Source organism: uncultured Bacteroides sp. (genome assembly GCF_905207245.1).
Classification (GTDB): domain Bacteria; phylum Bacteroidota; class Bacteroidia; order Bacteroidales; family Bacteroidaceae; genus Bacteroides.
Genome location: NZ_CAJLKP010000022.1, coordinates 1 through 14,853, shown reverse-complemented (window position 1 = coordinate 14,853; position 14,853 = coordinate 1). Strand labels below are relative to the sequence as shown.

Below are 14,853 nucleotides of genomic sequence, written 5' to 3'. Positions count from 1 at the left end.
GCTACAAATCTTCTTCCACAACGTCAAGTTTCAGCTTGTCGCTGTCATCACGCTTTTCGTAATATTGTTTTCGCAAAGGATTGGCATGTGCTTCTTTATCACGCAGGCGGTTACGGAATACGTCAATAGACACATAAATAGCCTGACGGAAAGAATCTTCGCTAGCCAGTCCTTTTCCTGCTATGTCATAGGCAGTACCATGAGCCGGTGAAGTGCGTATTACAGGCAATCCGGCAGTATAGTTCACCCCTTCATCCATTGCCAGCGCCTTGAACGGAGCCAATCCCTGATCGTGATACATGGCAAGCACACCATCGAAATGAGTGAAATTACCTGAACCCATGAAACCATCAGCCGGATACGGACCATAGCACAAAATGCCTCTTGCAGCCATTTCTTTCAACGCCGGAATGATGATTTCTTCCTCTTCTTTGCCCAGCAGTCCTTCATCTCCCGCATGTGGATTCAGAGAAAGTACGGCAATGCGCGGTGCACCAATAGCGAAGTCTTGCTTCAATGACTGATTGAAGATAGCTAGTTTTTCCTCTATCAGTTCTTTCGTTATGGTAGATGCAATCTGGCTAACAGGAATATGCCCTGTCACCAGTGCCACCCGGAAATCATCTTTCATTAATATCATCAGCGACTTGGCACCATTTCCCAATCTTTCTTCTATATATTCCGTATGACCGGGAAAAGAGAAAGTCTCCGACTGAATAGTATGCTTATTGATAGGGGCGGTCACAATCACGTCAATCAACCCTTCTTTATACTCCTCAATCGCCCTTTCCAAAGCACCAAGTGCAGCCTTTCCGGCTTCCGGATCAGCTTTCGAGAACTCCACCTTCACTTCATCATCCGTGCAGTTCACTACGCTCAAACGATTATGAGCCGCTTCCGAAGCCGAATTCACGATACTGAAGTTTGTCGGCAAATCAAGTGACTTACGATGGTAAGCTGCCACCTTGGGTGAGCCATAAATAATAGGCGTACACAGTTCTAGCATAACGGGGTCTGAAAATGTTTTCAGAATAACCTCGTACCCCACGCCGTTTATGTCTCCCTGGGTAATGCCGACTTTTATTTTATTATCTTCCATTTTAAATTTATATATATCACATTAGAGAAATGATGTGGGTGTGCCGGAACTCACCACGTTTTGACACACCCCATACCTTCATATTATTCTTCTTTATCAGCAGCCTGCTCTTTAGTCACTCCTAATGGTATTTCTGAACCCGTCTGTTTATCACCCGGCACTCTCAATGTGTAAAGAGAAGCTTCCATCTGGCGCATTAGATTACGTTTCAACTTATCAGGTGAATAGATAAAGGCTTCTACAACGATAATGCGTTGGTTCACCGGATCCAGGCGCATATGCGAAACATACGGACCGCCCATAAAGTCACCCTTCATACGCCACAATCCACGTGCTTCCAAAGCATATTCGCCTTGTATAGTGAGAGGACGCACATCTGTCATCAATGAATCGGTCATCATATACACGCCTTCCTTAGAACCCGGGATATTAGCTTTCATGACAGAGTCGCGCATCTGCACAAAATATTCTTTGGTAAACGTATTCTTATCCTTATAAGGGAAAGAGTAAATAACAAAGTTCTGATCGCCGGTAGCTGCATTCGTGCCTGCCCAGAAGAAATTCTCACCTTGCTTGGTAGAAGAAAGTTCTGCGGGTATCCATACATCACAATCAAACATGCTCTTCACTTTCGTAGCCACATAGTCATTATGTTTCTTTTCCAACTGCGAAATCTGGCGATTCATTTCCGCACGGGTGAAGAAGTCGATAATAGTCTGCTTATTTTCCGACACGAACTTCTCGAAAGAAGCTTCATCCGGAGCCTGGATTGTCAAAATGGTCTGTGGTGCTGCATACACATCCCTTGCATACTTAAACTTAGGCTGGGTATAAATATCCTGTACATCAGCAATGATAATGTTACGAATCAGCTTTAACGTAGCATCATAATTTGAGGGGGAAGTGTACATCATACGGAAAGAACGCTCGGATTGGGGAAGTCCCGGCACATCCGTATCGAGTACGTCAAAAAGGGCCCTGCCGGCAGGGCGCTCCCACATAGCAGGGTCAACCACTACCAAAATCTCATACGCGCGACCACTGGAGGTCGCACCAAATACGCCTTTCTTACCACCACTACAAGCGGAAAAGGCAATCGCTACAAGAGCTAAACTCAAAAAAAACAGGTGCTTTCTCATATACTTACCAGTTAATGTTTTTACAAAACTACGAAGAATACGTATATCATCCGAGCCAAAGTTAATAATTTATATTAATTCTTGTTTATTCCCTTCCTGCTTCGCAGTGGAAAGCATGCCACAGGCGGCGAATATGTCCTCACCCCGGGAAGCACGTATCGTGGTAAACAAACCATGAGAAGTCAGATAATCACGGAATTTATTCATTGTTTCCATATCCGCACCTTCCAATTCTACGCCCGGTATAGCATGAAAGCGGATAAGATTAACACGGCAATCCAGTCCGCGCAAGAGTTTCAACAATTCTTTAGCATAGAGCAACGAATCATTCACACCCTTGAAAACAATATATTCAAAAGATAGTCTGCGCTGTTTACTAAAATCATAGTTTTTTAACACGTCTACCATTTCTGTAATAGAAAAGGCTTTCTCCGCCGGCATCAGTTCGCGGCGCTGCATGATGACAGGAGAATGCAAACTAATGGCTAAATGGCATTCGGACTCCTCTATGAAGCGCTGGAAACCTTTGCGCAATCCAACCGTAGAAAGAGTGATTCGCTTAGGGCTCCATCCATAGCCATAAGAAGAAGTCATTATTTCCAGGGCTTTCAACACCTCGTCCAGATTGTCCAGAGGTTCTCCCATGCCCATCATCACGATATTAGTCAGCTTGTCCCGTTCGGGAAGGGAATTAATCTGATTGATAATCTGATTGGCAGTCAGGTTAGCAATAAAACCTTGTTTACCGGTCATACAAAACTTACAATTCATCTTACATCCCACCTGCGAAGATACACAAAGCGTGGCACGTTCTTCATCAGGAATATAAACCGCCTCTACAAAATGTTTCTCACCAGCCCGATACAAGTATTTCACCGTACCATCTACCGAACGCATCGCATCCACAGGTGCATCCGCTCCCACTTCACAGATATCTTTCAGAAGATCCCGATGTCTTAACGACAAGTTAGTCATGTCATCTATGGAGTTCACTTTCTTGTCATACAGCCATGAAGCAATCTGCTTGGCGGCGAATCCTGGCATTCCCAGTCTCTTCACCACCTCCTGCAATTCAGCGAGTGTTAATCCTAAAAGAGTTAGTTTCGGCATAATTATCTATCAATCTTTCCAGTTTATCTTTGCAAAGGTAGGAATAAAGTTGCACAAAGGCAATGGCAGGCACAGAAAATGACAGAAAGGCAGAAAGAAAAAGCCGCCTGATATAACATCAGACGGCTTTCATATCTCGAATTATTTTATAATTCCTTAGAAGAACAGGTAACGTGAATCTTTCACATCAGCTTTCAGATACAAATCGTTGAGGAACTGGCTTGCCATACGGGCATGCATATTCTGCAATGTAGTTTCTTCGGTTTCCTGATTGAAAGTCTCGTTCATCTTTTCTTTTGCATACGGTTGGAGAACAAATACACCACCATTGCCCTTAATCGGAGCACTCAGTTGGTTCAGCTCAGCAACAGATGCATAAGCACCTACCAACGGTTCGCTCGCACGCAATGCAGGAACATAAGCAGGGGCTGCAAAAGTTACGTGTTTCACAGAGTCGCTAACTGCATCCGCCATAGCTTTGTACTGATCGAATGAAGTTGCACCGGCAGCCTTCATATCAGCCATGATTTTCTCAGCTTTCTTGTCGCGAAGCAATTCCAGTCTCAACTGGTCTTTCACCAAAGCCAACGGACGGTAACCTGCCGGGATTACAGCCGAAACACCCACCACCAACATACGGTCACTTTCGCCACATTCATACAAACCCGAAACTTCACCCGGTTTTGCAGAGAAAGCCCATCTCAGAGCTTCTTTAGTACCTCTGATACCACCGATAGTATGTTCAGAACTGTACAGGTCGTTTCTGTCCAGCAATTTGTAACCTGCATCTTCAGCATTAGCAACCAATTTATCCAAAGTCGGATTAGAAGCAATGAACTGGCTGAATTCATTATATGCTTTGCTATAAGTCTCCTTACTGAATTCTACCGGACGCTTGATGACTGCTACTTTATATTTATCCTTAACAGCCTTTTTGTCCATCACCTGCAAGATAACATTTGCTTGTGTCAGACTCAGGTTAGTCAGAGCATTCTTATCCAAAGTGTTGATAGTGCTTACATACTTCAGGTTGTCACCATCCAACTGTGCACCTTCATAGTTAGCAGAAGAAATCCAGGTTGACTCACCGGTCTGACCGTATTTCTTTGCAATCTCTGCAAAATCTGCACCACCCTTAATAGCAGTATAGATACTGTCGGCCAAAGCTTTTGTTTTAGTAGCATCTTCAGCAACCACCTGTATCTGGCGATATTGGATAGAGTCTGCCATTGAAGCAGTAGCCAACTTCTTGAATGAGTTAATAGTGTTGTCAGTTGCATTATAGTAAGGACCATATACCCCACCTACAGATACTGAATCCAAGCGAGCTGCAACATCAGTAGGCAACGCCTTAGATGTATAATACAAATCAATATAAGGAACTTCAGAACCAGCAGCACGAACCAGAGTTGAATAATCACCCGGAGTACCTGCAAGCTGCTCTGTGTATTCCATTACTTCGCTCTGGATAGCTTCTCTATCTTCGGGGCTTGCAGTCACCTGTACATCAATGAACTTGATGTTACGAGTTTCTACATATTGCTTGAATTGTTCTTTCTTCTTTCCATAAGCATCCTTCAGGTCGGCATCCGTAATGGTTACGGTAGAGTCAACGATAGAGGAATAAGGAATAGCGGCCAGCAACAAGTCGGACTGATCTACTCTCGCATTGAAAGCATCCTGAGCTTCCACCGGATTAGAGAAAAGAGACTTCGATACCAAAGCCTGATATTTTTCTGCCAGACGAGTCTGTATCAGTTGTTTTTCCAAGAAAGACCAGAACTTATACATAGACTGATAATATTCAGCATATTGTGCCGGCATCTGTGCTGTGTTCATCTTAGAGTAATCTACCAAGAACTTCTTCAGCATATCTTTGTCAAAAGCACCAGTCTGCGGATTACGGAACGGGGTCTGTTGCAACATCGGATGTACACCTGCATCAATGATTGCCTGAATTTCTGCTTTAGAGACTGACAAACCAAGCTTCTCTGCTTCGTTTTCAATCAGCTTATTGTTGACGTAATTTCTCCAAACTTCATCTTTAATTTGGTTGGTTTGTTCGTCGTTAAGTGCATTTGAACCGCTGGAGAATTTCACAACCTCAGTATATTCTTCTACTAAGTTCTGATAATCCTGAGCGGAAAGTGCCTCTCCGTTAACCTCTCCTACATCATGTGATTGGTGCGGCTGCAATACCTTCCAAGCATCTCCTGCAATGAAAGCAAACAGCGCCAAACCAATTACAACCACCAATAAGGGTCCTTTAGACCGAATGTTTTGTAATGTTGCCATTTTAGTTAATATGATTTATTTGTTTATTATTATTTTCTCCAAACTTCATTTTAGCGCACGAAGATACAAAAAATGCTAATACGCATCTATTTATTCTCTAAAAAAATATACCATTCCGTCATTATTCGACCACTTTAAGACGTACCAACTCAATTTTTGTGGCTGTAACCTTAATTATTTTAAACTGGAATTTATCAATAGTCACTACTTCATGTAATTTCGGGAAACTCTGATAACGGTTCAAAATCAATCCACCTACGGTCATATAATCATCCTCTTCAGGTAAATCAAGATTAAATGTCTCGTTCACCTTCTCTATCTCCAAACGACCGGAAAGCACATATTCACCCTCACCAATCTGCTTGCAAACATACGAAGTGTTATCATGCTCATCTTCAATATCACCGAATATCTCTTCCACCAAGTCTTCCAGTGAAACAATGCCCGCCGTACCGCCGAACTCATCCACCACAACCGCAATAGTTTTCTTCTGCTGCATAAACAGCTTCATCAGTTTATGCGCTGCCATTGTTTCGGGCACAATAGGAACTTCCTTCACATTATTCCGCCAGTCGGCAGGATTACGGAACATTTCAGACGAATGAATATAACCTACCACATTATCTATATTTCCGTCATAAACAATAATTTTAGAGATGCCGGACTCAACAAAAAGGCTCTTCAAATCTTCCAGGGAAGTAGTCAGGTCAACAGCTACAACTTCCGTACGCGGTACGATACAGTCACGTATTTTAATACTGGAAAAGTCAAGCGCATTCTGAAATATCTTCACTTCGGTGTCCAGTCCTTCCTCATCTTCGGCATTATCAATGCTGGACTGGACGAAATAATCCAAATCAACTTTACCAAAAGCTCTTTCTTGCGCCTCCTTATTAATCTTCATTCCAAACAGACGTAAGAAGAGATAAGACAACCCGGATGCCAGTTGAGACACCGGATACAAAATGACATAACAGATAATCAAGGGAAAAGCACACACCTTCAACACAAGATTAGGATTAATCTTGAATAAAGTTTTAGGGAGAAATTCACCTGTAACCAGAATAATAAGCGTGGAGATTATCGTCTGCAACAGTACTTCTACAAAATCATTAGAAATCAAATCTCCCAGCAAATGAACTTTAATAATTTGCGCCATGAGGATACCATAAATAACCAGCGCAATATTATTACCTACCAGCATGGTAGAAATGAAGCTATTGGAATTACGAAAGAAATAGGAAAGGATGCGAGAAGTCAGCCCTTCTTTACGTTCCATTTCAAAACGCAGTTTATCTACGGAAACAAAAGCAATCTCCATACCTGAAAAGAAGGCAGAGAAAGCCATAGTAATCAATAAATAAATATAGGTATCCATAATTTACGGTTTGATACTATCAACCTGCAAACTGTCAGTCTGCAAACTGTCGGTAGGCGTTGTGGCATCGTCGTCCACATAGAAAATGCCTTCCGGCTTTCTTATTTTATAAACAGTCATTTGTTCATTGGAGTCGAATCCATGTCCCGTAATGATACGGTCCGGTTGTTCAATGCGGATAAACCTATCGGAATAGATAGTATGCTTATTTTGGTCCCAATAAAGCAGATCGGTTTCAAACCTCTCATCTTTCAGATTCCGAATATCTACATTACTCATCAACTTCCACAGCTTTTGCTTATCATAATAATAAGCAGTATCCGACTTTACACTTGCTTCCACATTGAATACCGAATCAAACTTCTCCAGAAAAACGCCTTTCTCGAATGCCCAATAGGATGGATTCTTCTTATCAAAGACCAACCATTCCTCGGTATTGATGCGATAGCGGGTGACACCGGAGTCAGAAATCAAAGTCATCACCCCTTTCGTATCCATCACAGGCAAAGAATCACGCTCAGTGATGGCATCTCCCAAATCTTTATGGCGCCCGGAACAGGCAGAAAATAAAAGAAGCATAACCACTGCCCCAAAGGCAATGGTTATGCTCAAACTTCTACAAAATAGAACGTTACTTCGTTGTGGTAACATATTTATATTTCTTATCGAACCGTTGTGCTTTCACCGATCCAGCCACCTACTGTAACGCGGTCGCCAGCTTTAATACCCAACATAAAGAGGTCTTCAGCTTTCGGTGTGTAACGTGCATATGTTGAAATCAACTCATTTGCTTTATCTGCCACAGTCGGATCTACAGCCTTAGCACGTTGCAATTTGTCAATAACTACAAAGTATGTACACTTATTCAATGCAGGCTCATCATTCCAGTTCGGGCTGGAAGCATAAAGCTGTGCAAGCAGGATGTATGCATCACCATAATTTTCCTTAAAGCTGATAGCTTTCTGTAAATAACTTCTGGCTTGTGAAAGCTTCTTCACATTATACAAAGAAACTGCAGCAGCATAAGCAATCTGAGCTTTCTTTTCATTATCATTTTCCAGCGACAATGCTTCATCAAAGTATTTGATTGCTGTATCATAATCACCCTTCTTGTATGCCATAAATCCACAGCCTGTAGCTGCATCAGCAGTCGGGTTAATCTTATACATATAATAAGAAGCCTGGAAATATGCTTCGCTTTCAGTACACTTCATCATCTTCAGGATAGAGATAGCTTTCTTCAGATAAGTAGAGTCTGACTGATTAGCTTCAATTTTAGGACCATAAATACCTTGCAGAGATTCACAGTCGGCAGTACCGCTATTAATAAACATTGCTACAATGTTATCTTTCACTTGTTGCAGAGCCTTCTTTTTGGCAGGGTCACTTTCAGCGGCAATAGCAGCATCTGCATATTCAGAGTCAGTCAGATAATCCTGAATAAATTGTTCTTTGTGGTTGGGGTCAGCTTTCAACTTATTCAAAGACATATCCAAGAAATAGTGCAAAATAGGACTTTTAGAACCTTCTTTTTCTGATTCTATAGATTCTTTCAACCAAGTATAAGCCTGATTCACATCCACATTCGGAGCATAAGCGATATAACTGATAGCCTTACTTCCTTTGGTATCCCCTACAGAAGGCGTACCTTTCAAATGCTGGAAGTTTGGTGTATATTGCATTCTCAAATCATATACTTCCATCAATTCGTCGAAGTATTTCTTATAGTCAGCCGAATTACGGTCTTTTATATCGCCCAAAAAAGCTGTTAATATCTTTATGCCATCATTAAAAGTATAAAACTTCAATGTTGGACAATTTTTAAGCACTTCTTTCCACGGCAGATAAGCATCCTTAAAATTACCTGCTCTTACCGCTTCATGAGAAATACTACTGTTCTTATTACAATCTTCAGTCTGTGCGAAAGCGCTGGTTACTCCACCCGAAAGGAGCAAAACAGCTACAAGCGTTTTAATCTTCATTGTATTTAAATTTTAGTTGTTATATTGTCTATTCTTTTTTATTCAACCCTACGCTTCCAGAACCAACGTTCATTGAATGTCACACCAATACAAACTCGCAATGTATTCTCATTCACAAACCGGGCTTCTGTGCCTTGTGTTCTCACATATTGTGCCGAGATGCTCAACACAGAACGGCTACGTGGAAGAGGCAATCCGAAACCGGCAGTCACCCCGTATTCATTCGAAGCGCGCACACCGTCTATTTTATAATAAGGTTTGGAATAATAAGCTCCCAAACGATATTTAATGTGTGAAAGATAGCTTCTGCCTAACTGGTTAGGAATATATTCCGCACCCAAGGCAATCTTTGCACGATTACAGAAAGCAGCCGGATCATTCATGAATGTCACACTGTTCCATTTCTGGAACATCACATCCATACCTACCGTCAGACAATCATCATACACATATGTCACACCAGCACCTAAAGTCATAGGAATACCCATCGTTAATACCGTATCCCTTTGCGTTGAACTATATCCGGTATTCTGATTACCAAGTGTTTCCTGCACATATGAATCATTACTCAAATTATGTCCCGGCGAGAAGACGACACCCAAAGTGGCAGCATGTTTCTTGCCAAATTGATGTGTATACTGCGCGCCAAAGTCAAGTTTATAGCTTGTAATCTCTATTCCGGTAACCGTCGTCAACGGCATTACGGTCGCATCAGACGGAAATGTCTGATAACGGCTATGCGAGATATCCCCCCAAAGATACGAAATATTCGCACCAACAGAAAGATTTTTAAGAATTTTAAAACCTGCACCTAAATAAAGTTGGTGTAAACCTCCTTCTCCGGAATAAGTATTTATGTAAGATTTATCAGGCACCTCTTCATTTTCCGTATAGCTTCCCATGCTATATCCGATATTGGAATAAGGCAACAGTCCTATACTCATGGCGCCCCATTTGGAAAGGCGGAACTGCATCGTTATGTAATCAAAACTTGAGTTTTTGGCATTCATCTTGACGCCTCCGTCACTTAAGTTGGTGTTCTGCATAGAAATCCCCCCATCAAACATAAAGGTCAACGAATCGACCGCCGTATAGGATGCCGGATTCGCGAAGTTGGTCTGATACTTATCACGTAAGCCATAAGCAATGCCACCCATTGCCTTACTATTACCCGACCCGTGGTCTGCCAGCTGTCCGTATCCGTATCTTGTATAGGGAGAATTTGTATTATTTTGAGCGACCATCGCCCCAGATAATATCGTGAGCAAAAGCACCAAAAGTGTTTGTCTAAATCTTGTCATTATTATAGTTTAAAATTCGATTTAATCCTTTCAACACTAAAAATCTGTCTGCAAAGATGATACTTTTTAAGTTCGTATCAAAAGAAAAATCATCCCCGCCCGTTAAAAAAACCAAAAGTTCAGGATATTTATGTTTCATAGCCACTATGTAACCTGAAATTTCATATTCCATTCCTTTTAATATTCCCGCACGGATAGCAGTGTCAGTATCCCTCCCCATGGGGAGTTCACGCCCTTCACGAGGCACCAGAGGCAATCGCCCGGTAAACTGGTGAAGCGCCCGGAAACGCATCTGCATGCCGGGAGATATGTTCCCGCCATGATAGCGCCCTTCAGCGTCAACAAATTCATATGTAATGCAGGTACCGGCATCAATCACCAGGATGTCTCTGCCGGGAAATTGCTCATTCGCCCCCACCACTGCCGCCATACGGTCGTATCCCAGCGTTTCAGGAGTTTCATACAAATTCTCCACCGGCAGTGGTGTCTTTTCATCCAGCCAAAGCACAGGCACCGGGAGCTTTGAGAGTTGCGCCAAAGCACATTCACTCAAATCTATGACGCTCGCCACAATCGCTTTTTCAACAGCATACCGACTGCAAATATCAGGCAAAAGCTCTAACGTGCTATTTGAATCATATACCACTTCCAACGGCAATGTTCCATCAAAAAGCGCCAACTTTGCCGTTGTATTTCCTATATCGACAACCAGATTCACAGCATTACTAATTAAATTTGCGGCGCAAAGATACTATTTATATAGTTTCCGGCAACATTTTATCTAAGAAGAAGAAAAAATTATCGACGAACGCTTTCATTATCCGGCGAATATACAAGGATTAAAGACTTTTTCAGTAATACGTTTTTTTTCTATCAATATTCATCGTTAGCGTAAAGGAAACCGAATGTAGCCTGCTCATACTCGAATATTTCTTCGGGATTAAAGAATCTCTTCAGCTCCACTTCGGCAGCCTCAGGCGAATCGGATGCATGGACTATATTTTCCTGGAAACTCATACTGTAATCTCCGCGAATGGTTCCGGGTGCTGCTTTTCTGCCATTGGTAGGGCCTGTCAGTGCTCTCACCGCTTCAACAGCATCCACCCCTTCAAAGCAGCACACAATGACCGGACATGCCATCATTGAATCCTTCACGCGCTGAAAAAAGGGTTTTGCACTCAAATGGGTATAGTGTTCATTGAGCACTTCGTCTGTCAATTGAACCATTTTCATACCAGCCAAACGTAAGCCTTTGCGTTCGAACCTATTTGTAATCTCACCTACCAGTCCCCTCTGCAGGGTACATGGTTTCAGAATAACCAGTGTTTTTTCCATCATAATAGTCGTTTTTTTATTGAAAGTTATAGAGTTGTTTTACTCTGTTCAAAAATACGATTTTTATTTGAAACAAGGTTTCTATTGGCTTTTTTTATGCAAAGGGATGATAGCGTACAGGAAGTTGTAAACGCATTTAACTTCATTCCGTAGATATCATGTTACTGGCAGGAAATTTAGAACCATAGGCAGAACCACTAAAGTGAGCGGCGGTCAAACGATCCAGCCCGTCGTAACGGCAAAAGAATATATTTTAAATTCCATCAATAAATAATCCCGTCTCTAAAAATATTTAGCTTTCAGAGACGGGGAAAATTTAAATAGCGGATTAAAATTCCAATACTCCGTTCAATCAGATAGAATATCCAGTTGAACAAAATTCTTAAAGACTATTTATACAAGCTAAATTCTTGTTCTAATTCCATCTTACGTTTAAAATAAATCTGACATGCAACTTTTTCCACATCTACCAGTTGTTCATAGTGCATATCATCAAAAACCAATTCATAATACCCCCAAACAGCTTCTCTATAGGGATACTTTTCATCCGCACAGCAAAAAGCTTTGTAATACCAAAAGGAAGGAATTTTATTATCAATGATCTCAAAAAGCGGATAAGGATATGCCGAAATATATCCTCCGTCATCTATCAAATAATCCAAAGCTCCTTCACCAAACAGCATACCCATCACTAGAAATTCTTTACCAATTTCCAATCCGAATTGCGTATATTCAGTAGCACCAAATCGACCTAATTGTTCTTTTTTTAAAGACTTATACTCGTATTGTCTTATACTCTTTCCTGTATTATTAATGCAACGTACTTTCATGAATCTATTTAAATTTAAAATCATCAACTGCTTTCAAAACACCTTCTTCCCATTTTCCGACATAGTGTATCACTGTTTTATTTCCATCTAATCCGGTATGTATATATTGCATCTTTCTCCAACCAAACCAACGTGGGGCATTTATAGGATTCATTCTTTCAATTATTTCACCTGCAGCAGGATTTGCTAGAATTTCTTGCATCGCTAATTTTTCTGTTAGATTTCTCGAAATAAACCTACCTGTGTTTCCAAGTCCTAAAGGACGCAACAACGGACTCACTTTAGACATCACCTTCCCGAGTATCCACCCTATAGCTTTACCAACTAGAGGTCCACCAAGTTCACCTGCGCCACTCCAAACAAAGAACTCTCCTATCGGCCTTGCAATAGCATCCGTCCCTCGCGATACAAGTCCATTGAACAACCTTGACTTGGAAGCCTCCGATAACAGACTATTCTCACCAAGAAAAAGATTCTGCAATTTAGGGCTGGAAGCTATCAGATCAAAAGCATTGACCGGCTTATTGGCTACAATACCACCGTTCTCATAATAATTGACATACTTACTTTTACTGATTTCTATAGAGACTGAAGAACCGACCCATGTCCATCCTTCAGCAATGTAGCCACCTCTTTCAGCCCAATGATAATTGCCGTCACTATCCTTATACCAGTCCGCTCCCGTAGGATCTATCCTATTTATAGGATCACCTCCACAATAAACATAAGGAGAGGTCGGGTAATACTTTTCGGATGAAGGATCCACCGTAGTAAAGATTCCCAGTGCCGCATCATACTCCCTCGCCCCATAGTCATACCAGTTCAGCCCCTTCTTTGTATCCAGTTCCTTACCATTATATTTATAAGGCTGCACATTCTCTTCACTTGCAAAGATACCTCCGAATGGATAATAATGGTTGATTTCTTCTACGCCACCATTCTTGTTTACCAGTATCCGGTTGTTTCCCTGATGGTCCTTCAGGTAATAGTGATATTCCCGGTCGTCTAAAGAGACATAGCCCTCTTCCGTTAATAAACACTTGGCTGTACCATCCTCATAGATCACATTACTGCAGTAAGTTGTCCGGGTAGTGCTACTTCCTATCTTATGTTCCACGCGCAGCTTTGTACCGTCTGCCGCATAAGTATAAGTAATAGTACTCTGATCCTTAAACTTTACCAGTCTTGGCAAATTTAAGCAATTGTATTGAATATTCTCTATTCCTTTGTTTAAATCTTGTGTTAAATCGCCATTATAGTAGGCTGTTAACCAGACTGTAAAGAAATTCTTGTTGAAAGGAGCATTGTTGAATACAGCTTTTTGTGCCGTTAGAAAAGAACGCTCAAGCTCGTCATGATAAGAGATATAAGCCAAGAAGAAGATCCCTACCTCTGTGTTTTGTTGTAAAAGGTAGGGACCATTCAATTAATTGATTGAAGATTTTAGTATTTCAGCCGGATAACATACTCGACTGAACGGACAGAAAATCAATCCATCGTCAATTTTCCATCCTCAATTCTTTTTAGATTTCTACTATCAGACAAGTCCCAATACCACCATTTATAAATATTATTCCTTTCTTTCTCAAATCTACGTTTATAAGCTACTCTAAATAAATTTAGAAATAATACTACGGTTTTCTCTAATTCATAGGAGGGCAATCCTCCAATTTTATAAAGATTAGATTGTGACAAATCCTTTTTTAACAAAACACATGGTGTATAACTCTCCTTTAAACAACTATTACATATAGCTATTCTAATGTCTTCTTTTTTAGGCTTTGATTGCATTATCAAAGTTATGAGACCGTGAATAAAAGACCTTTTATAATCTTCTCCAAAGCTTTTATACAGAAGTACTAGTTGATCTATATCTATTAGATCCTGACCGTACTTATTAATTAATATTTCATGCTCAAACTTCATAAACTATTATCGTGGATAAATTGTTATAAATGGTTTTGTTCTATCAAGAGGTTCCTTTATAAGATCTATATTCCGTGGTGTATTGTCTAATATAGACCGTGCGCCTGGAAGAGAATTTTTTATTTTATTCCAATTATGTTTATTTATTCCCTCAATAATATAGTCCCAATCAGAATATGCCGTTGCTGTACCAGATGCACGACTACCGACAACATTTATAGGCATATTTATTCGAGTTGCAGCATTTTCTATCCGAAGATATTCACTAGCTGTTAATGTATGGGCACCAGTTTGAGTTGCAGCTTTAGCCCCACTTTTCCCTAATAAGTTCACTAAGCCCTTAGCTCCCCATCCAAATATTTGTCCAACTAGAGGTCCACCAAGTTCACCTGCGCCACTCCAAACTAAGAACTCTCCTATCGGCCTTGTAATAGCATCCGTCCCTCGCGATACAAGTC

The 14,853-nt window shown here is 41.1% G+C and carries 12 protein-coding genes and 2 pseudogenes; all 14 read right to left on the bottom strand.

Going from position 1 to position 14,853, the window contains the following annotated elements; translation table 11 throughout:
• Position 1: 1 nt before the first annotated feature.
• Positions 2-1,099, bottom strand: coding sequence for a 4-hydroxythreonine-4-phosphate dehydrogenase PdxA (gene pdxA / locus QZ135_RS08990; protein ID WP_294608091.1), 1,098 nt, complete (start codon positions 1,097-1,099; stop codon positions 2-4).
• A gap of 83 nt (positions 1,100-1,182) precedes the next feature.
• Entirely contained in the window at positions 1,183-2,238 is a 1,056-nt protein-coding gene (locus QZ135_RS08985) for a DUF4837 family protein (protein ID WP_294608088.1), read from the bottom strand.
• A 69-nt stretch (positions 2,239-2,307) separates the two neighbouring features.
• The gene (rlmN, locus tag QZ135_RS08980) at positions 2,308-3,348 is read right to left on the bottom strand and encodes a 23S rRNA (adenine(2503)-C(2))-methyltransferase RlmN (protein ID WP_294608086.1); all 1,041 of its coding nucleotides are present in this window, start codon (positions 3,346-3,348) and stop codon (positions 2,308-2,310) included.
• Positions 3,349-3,504: 156 nt separating this feature from the next.
• Positions 3,505-5,643 (bottom strand): SurA N-terminal domain-containing protein, encoded by a 2,139-nt coding sequence (locus QZ135_RS08975; protein WP_294608083.1) that lies wholly within the window; start codon positions 5,641-5,643, stop codon positions 3,505-3,507.
• Positions 5,644-5,764: 121 nt separating this feature from the next.
• Complete coding sequence (locus QZ135_RS08970; protein WP_294608080.1) at positions 5,765-7,021, bottom strand: hemolysin family protein; 1,257 nt, start codon at positions 7,019-7,021, stop codon at positions 5,765-5,767.
• A gap of 3 nt (positions 7,022-7,024) precedes the next feature.
• Positions 7,025-7,672 carry an LPS export ABC transporter periplasmic protein LptC gene (lptC, locus tag QZ135_RS08965; RefSeq protein ID WP_294608078.1) on the bottom strand — a complete coding sequence of 216 codons (648 nt, stop codon included), beginning with the start codon at positions 7,670-7,672 and terminating at the stop codon, positions 7,025-7,027.
• Positions 7,673-7,683: 11 nt separating this feature from the next.
• Positions 7,684-9,003, bottom strand: a complete 1,320-nt coding sequence (locus tag QZ135_RS08960) for a tetratricopeptide repeat protein (RefSeq protein ID WP_294608075.1) — start codon at positions 9,001-9,003, stop codon at positions 7,684-7,686.
• Between the two features lie 38 nt (positions 9,004-9,041).
• Positions 9,042-10,304, bottom strand: a complete 1,263-nt coding sequence (locus QZ135_RS08955; RefSeq protein WP_294608072.1) for a hypothetical protein — start codon at positions 10,302-10,304, stop codon at positions 9,042-9,044.
• A complete protein-coding gene (locus QZ135_RS08950) occupies positions 10,291-11,022 on the bottom strand; it encodes a type III pantothenate kinase (RefSeq protein WP_294608070.1) in 732 nt (243 codons plus the stop codon). The genes QZ135_RS08955 and QZ135_RS08950 overlap by 14 nt, the downstream gene beginning before the upstream one ends.
• A 155-nt stretch (positions 11,023-11,177) precedes the next feature.
• Positions 11,178-11,642 (bottom strand): nucleoside-diphosphate kinase, encoded by a 465-nt coding sequence (ndk, locus tag QZ135_RS08945; protein ID WP_294608067.1) that lies wholly within the window; start codon positions 11,640-11,642, stop codon positions 11,178-11,180.
• A gap of 386 nt (positions 11,643-12,028) precedes the next feature.
• Positions 12,029-12,469, bottom strand: a complete 441-nt coding sequence (locus tag QZ135_RS08940; RefSeq protein ID WP_294608064.1) for a hypothetical protein — start codon at positions 12,467-12,469, stop codon at positions 12,029-12,031.
• A 679-nt stretch (positions 12,470-13,148) separates the two neighbouring features.
• A pseudogene (locus tag QZ135_RS08935) lies at positions 13,149-13,724 on the bottom strand (RHS repeat-associated core domain-containing protein); the annotation flags it as partial.
• A 233-nt stretch (positions 13,725-13,957) separates the two neighbouring features.
• Positions 13,958-14,395, bottom strand: coding sequence for a DUF5958 family protein (locus tag QZ135_RS08930; RefSeq protein WP_294608062.1), 438 nt, complete (start codon positions 14,393-14,395; stop codon positions 13,958-13,960).
• Between the two features lie 6 nt (positions 14,396-14,401).
• Positions 14,402-14,853 (bottom strand): annotated as a pseudogene (locus QZ135_RS08925) (hypothetical protein); the annotation flags it as partial.